16 protein-coding genes are annotated in these 18,887 nt (G+C 46.3%); all 16 read right to left on the bottom strand.

The features are described from left to right. Nucleotides 1-29: 29 nt before the first annotated feature. The 16 genes from BMZ28_RS07525 to ispU all read right to left on the bottom strand — a co-directional run bounded on the left by BMZ28_RS07525 (nt 30) and on the right by ispU (nt 18,833). Nucleotides 30-626, bottom strand: coding sequence for a HutD/Ves family protein (locus BMZ28_RS07525; RefSeq protein WP_074822015.1), 597 nt, complete (start codon nt 624-626; stop codon nt 30-32). Next, nucleotides 623-1,363: a histidine utilization transcriptional repressor HutC gene (gene hutC, locus BMZ28_RS07520; RefSeq protein ID WP_074822013.1), complete on the bottom strand. Its 741-nt coding sequence runs from the start codon at nt 1,361-1,363 to the stop codon at nt 623-625. Before hutC ends, BMZ28_RS07525 begins: the two co-directional genes overlap by 4 nt. Before the next feature lie 134 nt (nt 1,364-1,497). Beyond that, a complete protein-coding gene (hutG, locus tag BMZ28_RS07515; protein ID WP_074822010.1) occupies nt 1,498-2,466 on the bottom strand; it encodes a formimidoylglutamase in 969 nt (322 codons plus the stop codon). Between the two features lie 2 nt (nt 2,467-2,468). Further along, nucleotides 2,469-3,713 (bottom strand): imidazolonepropionase, encoded by a 1,245-nt coding sequence (gene hutI / locus BMZ28_RS07510; RefSeq protein WP_074822008.1) that lies wholly within the window; start codon nt 3,711-3,713, stop codon nt 2,469-2,471. Nucleotides 3,714-4,117: 404 nt separating this feature from the next. After that, on the bottom strand, nt 4,118-5,077 hold the full coding sequence (gene accA / locus BMZ28_RS07505; RefSeq protein ID WP_074822002.1) for an acetyl-CoA carboxylase carboxyl transferase subunit alpha: 960 nt from the start codon (nt 5,075-5,077) through the stop codon (nt 4,118-4,120). Between the two features lie 12 nt (nt 5,078-5,089). Beyond that, nucleotides 5,090-8,572, bottom strand: a complete 3,483-nt coding sequence (gene dnaE, locus BMZ28_RS07500; protein ID WP_074821999.1) for a DNA polymerase III subunit alpha — start codon at nt 8,570-8,572, stop codon at nt 5,090-5,092. 56 nt (nt 8,573-8,628) lie between these two features. Further along, on the bottom strand, nt 8,629-9,225 hold the full coding sequence (gene rnhB, locus BMZ28_RS07495; protein WP_074822069.1) for a ribonuclease HII: 597 nt from the start codon (nt 9,223-9,225) through the stop codon (nt 8,629-8,631). Between the two features lie 17 nt (nt 9,226-9,242). Further along, nucleotides 9,243-10,427, bottom strand: a complete 1,185-nt coding sequence (gene lpxB, locus BMZ28_RS07490; RefSeq protein ID WP_074821996.1) for a lipid-A-disaccharide synthase — start codon at nt 10,425-10,427, stop codon at nt 9,243-9,245. 3 nt (nt 10,428-10,430) lie between these two features. Further along, nucleotides 10,431-11,219, bottom strand: a complete 789-nt coding sequence (lpxA, locus tag BMZ28_RS07485; RefSeq protein ID WP_047781770.1) for an acyl-ACP--UDP-N-acetylglucosamine O-acyltransferase — start codon at nt 11,217-11,219, stop codon at nt 10,431-10,433. 4 nt (nt 11,220-11,223) lie between these two features. Continuing rightward, entirely contained in the window at nt 11,224-11,679 is a 456-nt protein-coding gene (gene fabZ / locus BMZ28_RS07480; RefSeq protein ID WP_047781771.1) for a 3-hydroxyacyl-ACP dehydratase FabZ, read from the bottom strand. A 137-nt stretch (nt 11,680-11,816) separates the two neighbouring features. After that, a complete protein-coding gene (gene lpxD / locus BMZ28_RS07475) occupies nt 11,817-12,842 on the bottom strand; it encodes a UDP-3-O-(3-hydroxymyristoyl)glucosamine N-acyltransferase (RefSeq protein ID WP_047781772.1) in 1,026 nt (341 codons plus the stop codon). A 3-nt stretch (nt 12,843-12,845) separates the two neighbouring features. Continuing rightward, on the bottom strand, nt 12,846-13,331 hold the full coding sequence (locus BMZ28_RS07470) for an OmpH family outer membrane protein (protein WP_047781773.1): 486 nt from the start codon (nt 13,329-13,331) through the stop codon (nt 12,846-12,848). Between the two features lie 70 nt (nt 13,332-13,401). After that, nucleotides 13,402-15,801, bottom strand: coding sequence for an outer membrane protein assembly factor BamA (bamA, locus tag BMZ28_RS07465; protein WP_074821993.1), 2,400 nt, complete (start codon nt 15,799-15,801; stop codon nt 13,402-13,404). A 31-nt stretch (nt 15,802-15,832) separates the two neighbouring features. Beyond that, nucleotides 15,833-17,188, bottom strand: coding sequence for a sigma E protease regulator RseP (gene rseP / locus BMZ28_RS07460; RefSeq protein ID WP_047781775.1), 1,356 nt, complete (start codon nt 17,186-17,188; stop codon nt 15,833-15,835). Nucleotides 17,189-17,213: 25 nt separating this feature from the next. Then, nucleotides 17,214-18,065 (bottom strand): phosphatidate cytidylyltransferase, encoded by an 852-nt coding sequence (gene cdsA, locus BMZ28_RS07455; RefSeq protein WP_047781776.1) that lies wholly within the window; start codon nt 18,063-18,065, stop codon nt 17,214-17,216. Nucleotides 18,066-18,074: 9 nt separating this feature from the next. Beyond that, nucleotides 18,075-18,833: a (2E,6E)-farnesyl-diphosphate-specific ditrans,polycis-undecaprenyl-diphosphate synthase gene (gene ispU, locus BMZ28_RS07450; protein ID WP_047781777.1), complete on the bottom strand. Its 759-nt coding sequence runs from the start codon at nt 18,831-18,833 to the stop codon at nt 18,075-18,077. Between the last annotated feature and the right edge of the window lie 54 nt (nt 18,834-18,887).

The following is an 18,887-nucleotide window of genomic DNA, read 5'->3' as shown; positions in this document are numbered from 1 at the left end:
TTAAATCATTGAATTTTACTTAGCTATTATCATGGATTCTTCGGCCAGAGGGCGACTACAGCGCAACATGCCAAATGTGGTAAGGTTAGCTCAACCAATTCCTGCTGCGGATTTTTCAACCATAAAGTATCAAAATAACCTAGTTTTTCAATCAGTTGACCATCCATTTCAATTTGAATTTCATTCCCTGCATTAAACAATAAGAGGATGGGTGCTGAATGAAAAATGGATTGCTTATGTGCTTGTTCCGTTATCCACTGGAAATGAGCGGAATAGCGATCGGGCCGATAGATAAGATTCAGATCGATAACTGGGCCATCAAGTAACGCACAATCAACTGCCAGATCGCCAGAAAATGCAAAGGTTTCCAATGGTCTGAGAGATACCGATGGCTGGTCAGGAATATGGAGCTGAATGCCCTTCCCCTTCAGAACACTAATAATGCGTTGATAACCGGTAAAGGAAGAGAACGGCCCCGCTTTTCCAACCTCTGCACTTGAAAAGCGCCAGGTAAAGTCGCTACCCGTTGGATCAATCGAACGACAAATCTCTTTGGTCACACCATCCCCGTTTCTCCAGGGCATACTCAAATAATCTGTGGCGCGCAGGAATGATAACTGTTTCATGATTTAAACCGCCCTGTTAAACGGTGACGACAACCGGGAGAAAGTAGCTTGGCACTGGAAACGATGTCTTGGGTTGACCAAGTTCGACGATGAATAAACAAGCAAGGTTCATTCTTATCAATGTTTAATAGCTGGCATTGCTGGCTGGTACCGACCACCGCTTCAACGATATGTTCCCCCTCAGTTAATGGCGCGACAAGCGACAAATAATCATGGGGCGTCATTTGAGTAAAATCCTGTTTTAGATAATCAGGAACCACCGTCGCATTCACTAGACGATCTTCAATTTGAAGCGGAATATCATTCTCATAGTGAACGATTAACGAGTGAAAAATGGCGTCACCTGGCTGAACCCCCAATGAACTAGCCTGCTGAAGATCCGCTTTTCGTTCAGACAGCTCAATAACCTTGCTGCAATGCTGATGCTGTCGCTGGCGAATTTCTTCAGCGATACTGACAATTTTGAATAGGGCTGATTGACCTTTAGATTCTGCAACAAAGGTTCCAACGCCCTGGAGACGTACTAATAACCCTTCGCTTGTTAGCTCTCTTAGTGCCCGATTAACCGTCATCCGGCTAAAACCAAACTGCTGTACCAGCTCTGCTTCTGAAGGTATGCGGTCATTGGGACGCCAACAGCCAGTATAAATCTTTTCACTAATGGTTTGCTTTACTTGGGCGTATAGCGGCGCAGGCACAACAGCAGCAGCACGCGATGGGAATCGGGAGGTGGGCACTGGCACTTCCTTATCAAAAAAGCATAGGGTGAGAATAATAGCTTAACATAGCACTAATATAATGTATCAATATGTTAATTAGTTAGCCCTATCCCCCCTTTGAATAGGGCTATCTATCTCAATCAGCCACAATTCTATTCACCAGACAGACGCCACCAGTGCGCGATTTGCCAGGCTAACCGAGCGGCAACTTTAGCCCCCTGACCATTAATATCAAAAGGTGGGCTAAACTCAACCAAATCTGCTGCCTGCAATTTACCACTCTCGCAAATCGGTTTAATCAGCTGTAACAGCAGATTTATTGGCATACCCAGTGGCGCAGGGGCAGAAACCGCCGGCATTTGCCATGCGGGTAACACATCAAGATCGATAGTCAGGTAAATTTTATCCACCCAATCGAGTGATTGCTGTATTTGAGCATGAAGAGCCTCTATCCGAGCTTCTTCACATTCAGTATCCCAAATGACCGTGGCTTGTAGACGCTCAGCCTCATCCACTAATGCCTGAGTATTAGCAGCCAGACTCGCTCCAACACAGGTATAGTTAAATGGACGCTGATTGTCCTGACAATATTGGGCTAACTGCCTAAATGGCGTTCCTGATGTTGCACGAGGTGAACTTCTTAAGTCGAGGTGAGCATCAAAATTAATAATACCAATATTGTGTTCAGGAAAAGCGTGATAAAGCCCATGCCCATGGGCGAATGCCGTTTCATGCCCACCACCAAACACCAGCGTTCTCATTCGCTTAACCTGACAGGCTTTAACCGCCGAACTTAATGCCAGTTGAGCTTCATCCAGCGAAATATTTTGCGCACTAATATTGCCAAGATCGACCAGCCTATCATGACCTGCATGACTGGCAAGATTAGCCAGCGCCCGCCGTATGTGATCCGGGCCCTGCTCCGCACCGGCACGCCCTTGATTCAGCTTAACCCCTTCATCACACTGAAAGCCAAGCAAGGCAATCGCATCCGGAAAGGCTTCCGGGGTAAAGTGCTGGCTTTGGGTTAACGTTTGGAAAATACGCAGTGCGTTACTTGCTTCAGCTAAATCATTGCGTCCTTGCCAGATAGATTGGTCAGTTGCGTGCCAGTTTAACATTTTTATCCTCTTGTATTTGAAGACGAATCAGTGATTTTTCCGTTAAATACCCGATGAACTAATGGGTTATGCCCTAATTCATAAAACACATCGACCGGATGTACCGCATCCCACACAATAAAATTAGCCTTGAAACCGGCAGACAGCTGCCCGTGGCTCTGTTGACGTCCCAACGCCTGAGCAGCATGTCGAGTAACCCCAAGCCAAGCTTCTTCCGGCGTCAAACCAAATTGTACACAGGCCATATTCATCGCCATTCTTAACGAGGCAAAAGGACTGGTACCCGGGTTAAAATCGGTGGATACCGCCATTGGCACATTAAACTGGCGTAATAAATCCACAGGAGGGCGCTGGGTTTCCCGTAAAAAATAGAATGCTCCCGGCAGCAAAACCGCTACCGTATCCTGTTTACTCAGGGCTTCAATTCCCGGTTGATCAAGAAATTCAATATGATCGGCAGATAAGCCATGATAGCGAGCAATTAATGCACTGCCTCCCATGTTAGAAAGCTGTTCTACATGACCTTTAATCGGAATACCTAATGATTGAGCTGCCTGAAAAACGCGCTCGGTTTGAGCTAAAGTAAACCCTACGTTTTCACAAAACACGTCTACCGCTTCAAATAACCCTTTCTGCCACAGAATCGGCATAATCTCTCGACAAATCAGATCAATATAACCATCAGGGTTTTCTTTATATTCTTTAGGTGTGGTATGAGCGGCAAGTAAAGTCGCGCTAACGTCTATCAGGTTGTCAGTGCTTAATTGTTTAATGACCTGTAGGATTTTTTCTTCACTCTCCAGATCTAAACCATAACCTGACTTCATTTCTATGGTGGTTACACCCTCGGCCATCAGGGCATTTAAGCGTTGTTGAGCATGATGTAACAACGAGTCAATACTGCTCGCTCGGGTAGCGGCAACCGTAGAGTTAATTCCGCCACCTTGGGCGCTGATCTGAGCATAAGAAACACCGTTAAGGCGCTGCTCCCATTCGTAAGCCCGATTACCACCAAAAACCAAGTGTGTATGGCAATCAATTAAGCCAGGCGTTATCAGCCTATTCTCGGCATCAATGACTCTGCATTGATGGTTAGGCAAAGTGCCTTCAGGCACTACCACTAAAATCTTATCGCCGCGGATGACTAAATCATGCCGCTCCAGTAGTCCATATGCATGCATATGGGCAGGATCCATCGTGGCTAAACGGGCATTGCGCCAAATAACGTCACTACTTTCAATCTGCATGGCCTAGTCCTTTCCAAGATTAAAAAGTACCCTCATCTTTGCTTAAGGATATTGATTGTCAACTTTTTTGTTAAAAGTATTGTAGATGAGTTAACAAATAATGTGACGAAAAGACAAAAAAGAGATGTTTAAAGCTCGGCGGTAAAAAATAAAAAAACCGACATCTATCAGTTAAGTAAAGGTGATGAGTGGGTTTTAGCTTTTACCCTTTTATTGAGCGCTGGAACTCAGCCGACAACAGAGAGAAGGAGCACGCCCATCAAGGATGATGGGCGAGGCGTGGAAGTGCACCGACGTTAATTCACTCTCTGTAGTAATAGTGGACGAAGCTTTCGTTGTCATTAAACTTAACTGACAAAAAACCCGCCAATAACGGCGGGTTTTTCATGTAACTCAATCAACAATCAGCAGTAGCCATAATTCATCAGGCGCTGATAACGGCGATCTTGCAACGCGGTCACATCCAACTTATCCAACTCAGATAAATCAGAAACCAGCTTCGCTTTCAATGACGCTGCCATTTCTTGAGGATTACGGTGAGCGCCGCCTAAAGGTTCAGGAATCACCGAGTCAATCAACTTAAGTTCTTTCAAGCGAGGAGCCGTGATTCCCATAGCTTCTGCAGCTAAAGGCGCTTTATCAGCACTTTTCCATAGGATAGATGCGCATCCCTCAGGAGAAATAACGGAATAGGTGCTGTATTGCAGCATATTCACTTTATCACCAACACCGATCGCTAAAGCGCCACCGGAGCCACCTTCACCAATCACGGTACAAATGACCGGAACCTTAAGACGAGACATTTCTCGCAGGTTACGGGCGATCGCTTCAGACTGACCGCGCTCTTCCGCACCAACACCAGGGTAAGCACCCGGGGTATCAATAAAGGTGATAATTGGCAGGTTAAAACGCTCAGCCATTTCCATCAAACGCAATGCCTTACGATAGCCTTCCGGTGCCGGCATACCAAAGTTACGACGAATCTTCTCTTTGGTTTCACGGCCTTTCTGATGACCAATAATCATCACCGGACGCCCGTCTAAACGAGCCATACCGCCAACAATAGCTTTATCATCGGCATAGGCACGATCTCCAGCTAACTCATTAAAGTCAGTAAAGATATGCTCAATATAGTCAAGAGTGTAAGGCCTGCGCGGGTGGCGGGCCAACTGAGCAATTTGCCATGAACCCAGTTCAGAGAAAATTTTATTCGTTAGCTCAAGGCTCTTCTCATGCAGACGCTTAACCTCTTCATCAAGGTTAATATCCAATTTTTCGTCTTGAAGACTGATTGCCTTCAGCGAATCTATTTTCGCTTCCAGTTCAGCAATCGGTTGTTCAAAATCCAGAAAATTCAGACTCATAACATTCCTATTTTAGTCAAATTCCAATTCTACCTGCGAGTTACCAACAAGGGTTCTCAGGTCTATCAGCAAACGTTCGGTTGGCGTTACTCGCCATGCTGCACCAAACCTCAGCCGCGCCCGGGCATCTTCCCGTTGGTAATACAGATGCACTGGAATCGTCCCCGATCGATGGGGTTCCAACGATTCACGAAGACGGTTTAAAAGCTGGTCATCAATTTGCCTGTCCGTTAACGAGATGGCAAGGCCGCGAGCATATTTTTCCCGCGCTTCACTGATGTCCATTAATTCGCGGACCATCATTTTAAGTCCACCGCTAAAATCATCAAAGCTGACCTGTCCAGTAGCAATTAAGACGCGATCTTTTTCTAACAGGTGCTGATATTTCTCAAGTGCCTCAGAGAATAGCATGACTTCAAGGCGACCGGAACGATCATCTAGCGTACAAATACCAATTCTGTTGCCACGTTTTGTGGTCATCACTCTGGCAGCAACCACTAAACCTACCGCGACAATGGTTTTACCCCGCTCGGTAGGATGCATATCTTTCAGGCGAATTCCACCGGTGTAGCGTTCCAGCTCTTTCAAATATTGTGTAATCGGGTGCCCGGTAAGATAAAGGCCCAGCGTTTCACGCTCGCCTTCCAGAATCACCTGCTCCGGCCACGGCGTTACATTAGCATAAGCTTTCTCTACATGCTCTGGTTCTTCAGCCAGAACACCAAACATATCTGCCTGACCTAAGGCTTCCGCTTTCGCATGCTGATCCGCCGCTTTCAGGGCTTCCGTCAGTGAATGCATTAATGCAGCACGGTGCGGCCCCAGCCGATCAAAAGCGCCGGCCATAATCAGTTTTTCTAATACCCGCTTATTGAGTCGCTTGATATCAGAACGCGCGCACAGGTCAAACAACTCTTTAAAATAACCACCCTGATTACGTGCTTCAATTATAGCTTCTATTGGACCTTCGCCAACGCCTTTAATTGCACCAATGCCATAAACAATTTCACCCTCATCATTGACGTGGAAATGATATAGGCCGCTGTTGATATCCGGTGGTAAAACTTTCAGCCCCATACGCAGGCATTCATCCACCAGACCAACTACTTTTTCAGTGTTGTCCATATCGGCGGTCATCACGGCCGCCATAAATTCAGCCGGATAGTGCGCTTTAAGCCAAAGCGTTTGGTAAGACACCAACGCATAAGCCGCAGAGTGAGATTTGTTAAAACCATAACCGGCAAATTTTTCTACCAGGTCAAAGATTTTCATCGACAGCTCGCCGTCGACCTTCATTCGTTCTGCGCCCTCTTTAAACACCGAGCGCTGCTTAGCCATCTCTTCTGGCTTTTTCTTACCCATGGCACGACGCAGCATATCCGCACCGCCCAAGGTATAGCCAGCCAGAACCTGGGCTATTTGCATTACCTGTTCCTGATACAGGATGATGCCATAGGTCGGTTCAAGCACTGGCTTTAACGTTTCATGCTGCCACTGAATATCTGGATAAGAAATGGCTTCACGACCATGTTTACGGTCAATAAAGTTATCTACCATGCCTGATTGCAACGGCCCCGGGCGGAATAGTGCCACCAGAGCGATCATATCTTCAAAGCAGTCCGGCTTCAGGCGCTTGATCAAATCTTTCATGCCGCGGGATTCAAGCTGGAATACCGCCGTCGTTTCTGAACGCTGTAGCATGTCGAAACTTTTCTGATCTTGCAGAGGAATGGCTGCAATATCTATCGGTTCCTGACCTGATTTAGCTCGCCGGGCATTAATCATTGCCAATGCCCAGTCGATGATAGTCAGCGTACGCAAGCCGAGGAAGTCGAACTTCACCAGTCCGGCATATTCCACGTCATTCTTGTCAAACTGGGTAACCGGAAACTGTCCTTCTGGGTCACAGTACAACGGAGCAAAATCAGTTATTTTGGTTGGCGAGATAACCACACCACCGGCGTGTTTACCGGCGTTACGAGTCACGCCTTCAAGCTGGCGCGCCATATCAATCAGCGCCTTAACCTCTTCATCCGCATCATACAGTTCAGGAAGCTGTGGTTCAGCCGCAAACGCTTTCTCCAGCGTCATTCCCGGATCCATAGGGATCAGTTTAGAAATACGATCGACGAAACCGTAGGGGTGACCCAGTACCCGACCCACATCGCGAATAACCGCTTTCGCCGCCATGGTACCAAAGGTGATAATTTGCGATACCGCATCCCGACCATACATTTCAGAAACGTGATCAATTACCCGGTCGCGTTTCTCCATACAGAAGTCAACGTCGAAGTCGGGCATCGAGACACGTTCAGGGTTGAGGAAACGTTCAAACAGCAGGTCAAATTCCAACGGATCAAGATCGGTAATGCCTAACGCATAGGCCACGAGTGAACCCGCACCTGAACCACGCCCCGGACCAACCGGTACATCGTTATCTTTCGACCATTGGATAAATTCCATAACGATCAGGAAGTAGCCAGGAAATCCCATCTGGTTAATTACCTGAAGCTCAACATCCAAGCGTTCGTCATACTCAGGACGCTTTTGCACTCGAACTTCCGGATCCGGATACAAGAAAGCCAGACGTTTCTCTAGCCCCTCTTTAGATCGGGCAACCAAAAAGTCCTCGGTGGACATTTCACCCGTCGGGAACTGCGGCAGGAAATATTCACCCAGACGAATCGTCACGTTACAACGTTTAGCAATTTCTACGCTATTAATTAACGCTTCTGGAATATCGGAGAAGAGCTCGCACATCTCCTCTTCACTGCGTAGATATTGCTGAGCGCTATATTTTTTCGGTCGCTTAGGATCGTCCAGCGTAAAGCCGTCATGAATCGCTACCCGAATTTCATGGGCGTCAAAATCAGTCGCATTAATAAATTTAACATCGTTGGATGCGACAACCGGTAGGCCGGCACGCGTTGCCAGTTCAATAGCAGCATGAAGATAAATTTCTTCTTCATCACGCCCGGTTCTGACCAGTTCCAGATAGTAACTATCGGGAAAATGCTCACGATAAAACTTAACGCACTCATCAACCAACTGTTGATTGCCACGCAATAATGACTGACCCACGTCACCGAAACGAGCACCAGAAAGCAAAATAAGCCCATTTTTATGCTCAACCAACCAGTCTTTATCAATAACTGGTCCGCCCTGCACATAACCACGCTGATAGGCGCGAGAAATCAACAGGGTCAAATTCTGATAACCTTCATTATTGGCGGCTAATACCGTCAATTCGGAAAGTTCATCGGCGAACAGTTCGCTCTGTACGCGGAAATCAGCGCCGATAATCGGCTTAATGCCAGCTCCATGTGCTGAACCATAGAACTTCACCAGCCCACAAAGGTTGGTAAAGTCCGTAATTGCCATCGCCGGCATTCCCAGCTCGGCAACCTTTTTAACCAACGGCCCCACCTTGGCTAATCCATCAATCATGGAGTAGTCACTATGGATACGCAGGTGAATAAAACGAGGTTCAGCCATATAAAATACCAGCTATCAGATTACAAATATTGTCAGAGCTATAATATACGCGGAAACTACGCTATTCCCAAAGCTCGCCTTACTGGGGCAAAACTCCGGCGATAGTGCTCCGTCGCACCATGCTCTGATAACTTCTCCAGATGGAGAGCCGTAGGATACCCTTTATGCTGGGCAAATCCATATTGCGGGAAGAGCAAATCCAGTTCTTCCATTTCTCGATCGCGAGTCACCTTCGCCAATATAGATGCCGCACTAATCTCGGCCACTCGGCTATCGCCTTTTACTACCGCCAACGATTTCATCGGCAGCTTGGGACAACGGTTACCATCAATCAATACCATATCCGGCTGAATACTTAACCCGGCTACCGCCCTTTGCATGGCCAACATAGTGGCATGCAAAATATTTAGCCGGTCGATCTCTTCCGGTTCTGCCCGGCCTAAACTCCAGCTTAGCGCTTTTTCTTTAATTTCGTCATACAGCGCGAGACGCTTTTTTTCACTGAGCTTTTTAGAATCAGCCAAACCAACAATAGGATTGCTGGGATCCAGAATAACGGCGGCGGTAACAACCGCGCCGACTAACGGCCCCCGACCAACCTCATCAACGCCAGCAATACAGCTGGCGACAGGATAGACAAACGGTTCCACTATCAGAGTTTTTACCACAGTTAACCGTCCTTATTCAGCGTATCTACAGGCTGGTAATAACCAGCTAACTCAAGCACTGCCTGCGCCGCCTGACGATCGGCATCACAGCGAATACTCTGGTGCAGTTCGCTAAATGTTTGCTTCAAAACCCGGGTATGATTATTTTCATTATTTAATAAAGGCTTTAATGCAGTCGCAAGTTTGTCCGGCGTACAGTCATCCTGAAGTAATTCAGGCACTAACTCACGACCAGCCAATAAGTTCGGTAACGATACATAAGGTGTTTTGATTAAACGCTTAGCCAGCCAGAAAGTAAAAGGCTTCATCCGATAACCGACAACCATCGGACATTTAGCTAACATACATTCCAGTGCAGCGGTGCCTGAAGCTAATAATGCAGCATCGCTGGCAATCATGGCCTCTCTGCCCTGACCATCCAATAGATGAACCGGCAGATCCGGGGCCACTTCCGCTTTAATACGTTCAAACTGTTCGCGCCTTTTAGCATTAACCAACGGCACTAAAACTTCTAACTCGGGGTAAGTTTCCCGCAGTTTTATTGCTGTTTTCAGAAAGTCAGCGCTGAGCATTTCAACTTCCGCATTACGGCTGCCGGGTAACATCGCCAGACAATGAACATTCTCAGCGATACCTAACCGATTTCTGGCCGCCTGACGATCGGGCACCAGCGGTATAGCATCTGCCATAGTATGGCCGACAAAGCGGCAGGGAACCTGAAAACGATCGTAAAATGCTTTTTCAAACGGCAGGAAAGCCAAAACAAGATTGGTTGAACGGCCAATCTTAAATATTCGATTTTGACGCCACGCCCAAACTGAGGGGCTAACGTAATGAATGGTTTTAATACCGCGCTGCTTTAAACGCCCTTCAAGGGTGATATTAAAATCAGGCGCATCAATGCCAACAAACACATCCGGTTTAAGTTCGCTAAAGCGTTGGGTCAGCTGTTTACGAATTTTTAGCAGGCGAGGTAAGCGCTCAAGCACTTCCACCACCCCCATCACCGCCAGCTCTTCCATTTCAAACCAGGCTTCACAGCCTTCGGCCTGCATTAATGGACCAGCAACACCAACAAAGCGGGCATTAGGAACAATGGCTTTTAATGAGCGGATCAGGCCAGCACCTAAAATATCGCCGGAGGTTTCTCCGGCGACTAATCCTATCGTGAGCTCGCGCGCCTGCATAACTTAACGAATAAGGCCGCGTGTTGAGCGACTAAAGAAATCAACAAATGCCTGAACGGCCGGTTGTTCTTTTGCCAACGCTTCAATTTCCGGCTTCACTTCATCCAGCGTCTTACCGCTGCGATAGAGTAGCTTATAGGCATTGCGAATAGCGTGCAGGGCATCTTTCTCAAAACCACGACGTTTCAAACCTTCAATATTAACGCCAAATGGTGTCGCATGGTTACCTTGAGCAATCACATAAGGAGGCACATCTTGGGCGACGCCAGAACAACCGCCGACCATAACATGAGCTCCAATAACGCAGAACTGATGCACCGCCGTCATACCACCAATAATCGCAAAGTCGTCTACTTCAACGTGACCGCCCAAGGTGGCATTATTGGCTAAAATACAGCGATTACCAATTATACAATCATGCGCAATATGGGCATTAATCATTAACAGGTTGTCATTGCCGATCTTAGTCAGGTTACCGCCTTGTACGGTTCCACGATGGATAGTTACGCTTTCGCGAATACGGTTGCGATCGCCAATCTCTACTCGGGTAGGCTCACCGGCATATTTCAAGTCCTGATTGGCTTCACCAATAGAGGAAAACTGATAAATTTCATTATCAGCACCAATTTTGGTAACGCCATTAATCACAACATGAGACTTGATCGAAGTTCCTGGGCCAATTTCAACCTGAGCTCCAATCCAGCAGAACGGGCCAATATGAACATTGGCACCGATAACCGCACCCTCTTCTACAATAGAAGTCGGGTGAATAAAGGCGGTGTTATCAATCACAGTATTAGGACTCCCGGCGACGAGCACACATCATATCGGCTTCACATGCAATCTCACCGTCCACTTTAGCAACGCCACGGAAGCGAGCAACGCCACGGCGCTCTTTAATAAATTCAACCTCAAGAATCAATTGATCCCCAGGTAAAACAGGACGCTTAAAGCGAGCATTATCAACAGCAGCAAAGTAATACAGTTCACCCGGCTCTAAACGACCCAAGCTTTTAAATGCCAAAATGCCGGTGGCCTGCGCCATTGCTTCCAAAATCAACACACCAGGGAAAATAGGTTTACCCGGGAAGTGCCCCTGAAAGAAAGGCTCATTGAATGAAACATTCTTAACCGCTTTTAAGAATTTTCCTTTGTCGAAATCTAACACCCGATCCACGAGCAAAAATGGATAGCGATGAGGTAGTAAACTCAGAATCTCTTCGATATCCAGAGTACGATTGTCAGTAGTCAAAATACTCTTCCTGTCTTTTAAACCAAACTGATGGTATCAACAACACGGCCTGTTTTGGTCATAACATGACAAAGACAGGCCGTGCATAAAATAATAAAATTAATGGGTTAACGACTGTTGGTTTTAACTTATATCAGCTATTTTCCATCAACTTTTCGTTCTACGGCTTTTAGACGCTTACTCATTTGGTCAATATTTAACACCAGAGCAGCGGTTTTACGCCATTCTTTATTGCTTTGAAGTGGAATACCTGAAGAATAAATTCCTGGTTCAGTGATAGGACGCATCACCATTCCCATTCCAGTTACCACAGCCTGATCGCAAATTTCCATATGACCATTAATAACGCTGGCACCACCAATCTGGCAATATTTACCGATTTTCAGACTGCCCGCCATAATAACACCGCCGGCGACGGCTGTATTGTCGCCAATTATGACGTTATGCGCAATCTGGCATTGGTTATCAATGATCACACCATTGCCGATAACAGTATCATCCAGCGCACCACGGTCAATAGTGGTACAGGCACCGATTTCAACATTATCGCCAATTCTGACGGTCCCTAACTGAGGGATCTTGATCCAGTTTCCACGTTCGTTGGCATAGCCAAAACCATCGGCACCAATGACCGTTCCGGACTGAACAAGACACTGAGAACCGATCATCACTTCATGATACACAGTGACATTGGCCCACAGGCGAGTACCAGCACCAATACGGGTATTTTTACCGATAAAACATCCGGCACCAATAACCACATTGTCACCTAATTCGACACCAGTCTCAATCACTGCGTTAGCACCAATGGAAACATTCTGTCCTAACCGGGCATTTTCAGCGATAACCGCTGATGGTGCAATATCCTGCGCCGGAGACGGCGTAGTATCAAGCAACTGAGCCATACGAGCATAACTCAGGTAAGGATTCTTTACGACTAATGCAGCTAAATGCGAACAGAAAGGAAGGTTTTCCTCAGTCAATACGACGGCGCTAGCCTCACAGGTTAAAAGCTGTTCCTGATAGCGGCTATTGGACAAGAAAGTAATTTGTCCTTTACCAGCAGACGTCATTGACGCAACACCGGTGATGACGATATCGCCATCACCGTGCACTTCTGCCCCCAAATGTTCTGCTAAATCAGCTAAACGCATGGAGTGCATCACTTATTTTACCTGCGTCAGAACTTTCTCGGTGATGTCATTTTCAGCATTTGCATAGAAAGCAGCATCTGCTTTAACAACGACCGCATAGCCTTCTTTTTCCGCTACAGTTTTCACTGCGCTTTGAACTTTAGCGACTAACTTATTCATTTCTTCAGCTTCACGACGACGGCTATCCTGCGTAAAGGCAGCAGCCTTTTGCTGGAATGCTTTGATATCGTTCTCAATCTTAGTACGATCGGCAGCTTTCATTGAAGCACCGCTGGTTTGCAGTTTTTTCACTTTATCCTGAGCCGCTTTTTCTTCTTTCTGTAAAGCTGTCGCGCGAGATTTAAACTCGGTTTCTAATTGCTTAGCAATCGTTTCACGCTCTGGCATTTTTTGCAAAATGCTCATCACATCAACAACAGCAATTTTATCGGCCGCTTGAACTCCCGCAGCAGCAACCATAGCTAAACCTAGACCTGCAGCACATAACCACTTTTTCAATTTGAACCCCTTACTATAATTGCTATTGAGTTAAACTCATTGTTTGTTACTACCTACTAATTCAAAACCGTTACCAGGTGGTACCAATGTTAAACTGGAACTGTTCTGACTTATCGCCTTCATACTTCTCTAATGGGTTAGCATAGGAGAAGACCAGCGGCCCCAGTGGAGACATCCACTGTAACGCCACACCCGCAGAAGTACGGATATTACCCGGATCGCTATAGTCTGGAACACCTGCTGCTCTTGTTGCAGCAGTATTAGACCAGTTAGTGTCCCAAACGGTACCGGCGTCAAAGAATACGGAAGTACGTATCGAGTTGGCATATTTATCATCCACAAACGGCGTTGGGAAAATAAATTCCGCACTGGCTACACCCATTGCGTTACCACCCACAGCATCACTATCGCGTTCTAAATAACAACCATTTGATGTACCACAACCTTTAATATACACCGCTTTAGGGCCGATATTGTTGGAACGGAAACCACGAACGGTACCGGAACCACCTGCATAGAAGTTATCGTAGAACGGCATCTCTTTGCCGCCCAGACCATCACCATAACCTGCACGTAAACGACCCAACAGAACCCACTTATCATCACGGTCAATTGGATAATATGAAGCACTGTCAAACGTCAGTTTATAGTATTCATTGTCGGAACCTGGAATGGTGACTTTACCATTCAGACCTGCACGGCTACCGGAAGTCGGGAAGTAACCACGGTTCAGACTGTTATAGTTCCAGCCAGCAGTAAAGAAGAAGTCATTAGCTTTATAATCTGCTTTCTCTTTAAGGCTTGGGTTTTCACCGACCGAATTCAGATAACGCCACATACCGATCTGAGGTTGCATCTCAGTCAGGTCGTTATTAACGTAATCCAGACCAAAGCGTAATGCATTATTCTCATTAATTGGGAACCCTAAGGTCGTACCAACACCATAGCTACTCTTACTATAGTCTGATAAATCGGCATCGTCTGCGTTAAATTTATCAAAGAAAACGCGGCCGCCTAGGCTAACACCGTCTACGGTAAAGTAAGGTTCAGTCACCGACAATTCAACATAGGTACGGTAATCATTTTTAGTACCGCTGATACCAACGCTCTTACCGGTTCCCATCCAGTTGTCCTGTTGCAGACCAACCTGGAAACTCACGCCACTTTCCGTACCGTAACCAACACCGAAGTTAAAGGTCCCGGTATTTCGCTCTTTCACTTTATAAACGATATCAACCTGATCGGGCATACCTGGTACGCGTTCGGTTTCAACGTCAACGGTTTCAAAGTAACCCAGACGGTTCAAACGCTCTTTACCTTTCTCTACCAGATCGTTACCTAACCATGCCCCTTCCATTTGGCGCATTTCACGGCGCAGAACGGAATCTTTACTGACATCGTTACCTTCGAAGCGAATTCGACGAACGTAGAAACGGTTACCGGCATCAACACTAATATGTAGTTTAACGGTTTGATCGCGATCGTTAATTTCAGGCTGTGTCGCTACGCGCGGGTAAGCATAGCCATAGTTACCCAACAGCTTCTTGATGTTATCTTCAATCTGAGTCACCTTGCTGCCGTTATACAGCTCGCCCGGGGTGATTTTAGCCAGATCTTCAATCTCTGCGGCACGACCAGCCAGATTACCTTTCACCTCTACGCCAGACAGCTTATATTGCTTGCCTTCGGTAAGGTTAATGGTGATATAAATACTTTTCTTATCCGGCGTCAGACTGACGTTGGTCGAATCAAGGCTGAAACGGGCATAACCGCGATCCAAATAGAAACTGCGCAGCGCCTCAAGGTCACCAGATAATTTTTGTTTCTGATAGTTACGATCGCCGATGAAGTTCCACCACGGTACTTGATCCCGTAGTTGGAAGCGACTAACCAGCTCTTCTGTGGTGAAAGCGTTATTACCAACAATGTTAATTTGTTGAATAGTCGCTGACTGACCTTCAGAGAAAACCAATTTTAAATCGACACGGTTACGTGGAAGTGGCGTCACCACAGCTTTTACTGAAGCGTTATATTTACCTACGCTGTAGTAAAAGTCTTCCAGACCCTTTTCCATCGAACTAATGGTGGTTCTATCCAGGGCTTCGCCCACACGAACACCAGAAGACTCAAGATTCTGCTTAAGCATGTCATCTTTCACCGATTTATTACCGGAGAAAGTGACACTGGCTATCGTCGGCCGTTCTTTGACTTGAACGATCAGAGTATTGTTATCACGCAATACTCTTACATCCTCAAAGTTTCCGGAGGCGAATAAGGCTCGGATAGTATTCCCGATGTCATTCTCGTTGATTGTATCGCCAACACGGACAGGCATATTCAACAATGCGGCCCCTGTAGCAACGCGCTGTAATCCTTCGAAGCGAATGTCTTTAACAACAAACCCATCGGCACCGTATGCGGTGGCGCTGCCAAACAGCAGCGACGCTAGAAGCAACTTTTTTATCGCCATCGTTTTAATCTGTTCATCCTAACCAAATTCTCTAGCCGTAAAAGCGCGAGAAATCATTGAAAAGTGCAAGTCCCATCAACAGTACCAATAAGATTGCCCCAACACGATAACTGTAGTCCTGAACTCTCTCAGATACCGGTTTACCTGTTATCTTTTCTATTGCTAAAAACACAAGATGCCCTCCGTCCAATACCGGAAGAGGAAACAGATTGATTATGCCTAAGTTCACGCTAATAAGCGCTAAAAACATGAGGTAATAAACCAAGCCGTATCCTGCTGAAACACCTGCACCTTGAGCTATCGATATCGGACCGCTAAGATTCTTTAACTGAACCTCGCCCGTTACCAGTTTGCCTAGCATTTTGACCGTTAATACGGTTAATTGCCACGTTTTATCGCCCGCCTGATAGATTGCCGTAAATACATTGTATTGACGGGTTATTTTATACTCATCAGGCAGCGGTATCACTCTTGGAGATATCCCTGCGAAACCTTTTTGTTCACCGCCGGAGGACTTCACCTCAGGCGTCAGAACTAAAGAGTGGTTTACACCACCTCTTTCAATCACTAATTCTATCGGAATATTCGGGCTATTAGTGACTAACTTTACAAAGTCAATCCATTGCCCGAACGGCTTACCACTTACGGTTAACAGCCGATCGCCTGCTTGTAACCCAGCCTTCTCCGCTGCTGAATTCGGCTGGACAACGTCCAGCACTGGCTCTATCTGAGGCAGCTTCGGAATAAAACCTAATGTTCTAATAGGATCCTGTTTTTCCGGATCAAATTTCCAATCCGTTGTATTCAGCGTCTTAGTCTGAATTAAAGAAGTCCCAAAAGGCGCAACGGTGACTTCCATCTGTTTCTCACCAATTTGGCCAATTAGCGCCAAACGAACTGAATCCCAATCAGGCGTTTCGATACCGGCAACAGATTTTAGTTCCATTCCCGGAGAAATATTCGCTTGTGCAGCAATAGATTGTGGTTCGATATCACCAATCACCGGACGCACACTCGGCACGCCCATAATAAACACTAACCAATAAGCAAAAACAGCAAAAATAAAGTTAGCTAACGGTCCGGCGGCAATAATGGCGGCCCTTTGGCACACAGTTTTGTTATTAAAAGCCTGATTACGGTGCTGAGGCTCTACCTCTTCGACCCGTTCATCAAGCATTTTTACATAGCCGCCAAGGGGAATCATCGCGATAACGTATTCTGTCCCTTTTTTATCCGTACGTCGCCAAATCGCTTTACCAAAGCCGATAGAGAAACGGATAACCTTTACCCCACAACGACGCGCAACCCAGAAATGACCGAACTCATGAACGGTAACTAAAATTCCCAGTGCGACAATAAATGCGGCTACAGTTCCAACAATATTCATAGGCGATAGATATTCCGTCTAACCCTTAAAAAACCAGAAAAACCAAACATGCAAAAACCGGCACGGCGGCAGTCAAACTATCAATTCGGTCAAGTACACCACCATGCCCCGGAATCAGATGACCGCTATCTTTAATGCCCGCTTCACGCTTAAACATACTTTCGGTCAAATCGCCCAGTACCGATGCCAGCACAGCCAATCCTGAACAAATCAGTAAGGTATTCAAAGAAATATGTAACGGTACATATAAACTGAAAAGCCATGCAATCAAAGCTGAAGTGGCTAAGCCGCCCACTAATCCTTCCAACGTTTTCCCCGGCGAAACTTTTGGCGCTAATTTATGCTTACCCAATAGTCGGCCAAAGGCGTAAGCGCCGGAGTCAGCTCCCCACACCAAGAACATCACGTATAATAACCACCAGGCACCAGTATAGTTATTTTCCTGAAAACCATATTGACGCAGTGCTAACATTCCCCAAAAAAATGGAATTATGGTTAATACGCCAAACATTAAACGTAAAAGATAAGAGTGCTTCCAGAGTCGAGCAGATGTCGGATAGAACAGAACCAGCAGCAATGCCAAACACCACCACCCTAAAGCCGCCAACAAAAAGCCGGTCACAACAGGATGGGCCAAGAGTGGTAATGAAGAGGTATAGATTGGCCAGTAAAGCGCCGCAAGCGCCGCGCCACAAACGATAGCTAACGTAATTCGTTGAGAAGCTGAATTCAAGCCAGCTAACTGACCCCACTCCCATGCTGCCAGCATACACACGGCAACAATCATGATAGCGAAAGGCAATGGCGGCAGCATAAACAACGCTGCAATCACCAAAGGAATAAGAATTAAAGCAGTGATGACGCGTGACTTTAACACGAGAGGCTCCTAAAGTTCATTAATACTCGCGGGTTCAGTCCCACCAAAACGGCGTTCGCGTTGTGCAAATACATTAAGCGCACCTTCAAAAACAAGTTCATCAAAATCAGGCCATAGTACTTCGGTAAAATACAGTTCAGCATAAGCAATTTGCCACAGTAGGAAATTGCTTATGCGATGCTCTCCCCCGGTCCTGATCACTAAATCTACTGGAGAAAGATCGCATAAATTAATGCGCTGACTCACCATCTGTTCATCAATTTCATCGGGTTCTACCAGACCATTTTTAACCTGCAAAGCAATCTGTTGGAAGGCCTGGGTTATATCCCAACGCCCGCCATAGTTAGCCGCAATATTTAATGTTAGCCCGGTATTGGCCTCTGTTAACGATTCTGCCCGCTGGATTCTGGCCTGCAAACGCTCACTGAAGCGTTGAGTATCGCCAATAATTCTTAAGCGAACATTATTTTTATGCAGGCTCCCTGCCTCTTTATCCAACGCCCTGACAAAAAGCTCCATCAGTGCAGTCACTTCCTGAGCGGGACGATTCCAGTTTTCACTGCTGAATGCATATAGCGTCAGCGCTTCAATATTATGATTAACGGCAAAACGTACAGCCCGACGCACAGCTTTTGCACCTTCCTGGTGACCAAAGATTCTCAATTTACCTAGTTGTTTTGCCCAACGCCCATTGCCATCCATAATAATAGCGACATGACGAGGGACAGATGTTTTAGGGTTATTCACTTGCTGTTTAGCGGGCGACATAACTTATTAGAATTCCTCAGCTAAAAATAGAACAACCGTAAGAGTCTGATGTTT

The organism is Pragia fontium DSM 5563 = ATCC 49100, from assembly GCF_900112475.1.
GTDB lineage: Bacteria > Pseudomonadota > Gammaproteobacteria > Enterobacterales > Enterobacteriaceae > Pragia > Pragia fontium.
Note: the sequence above shows the minus strand (reverse complement) of the source record. Positions and strands in the feature narration are given on the sequence as shown.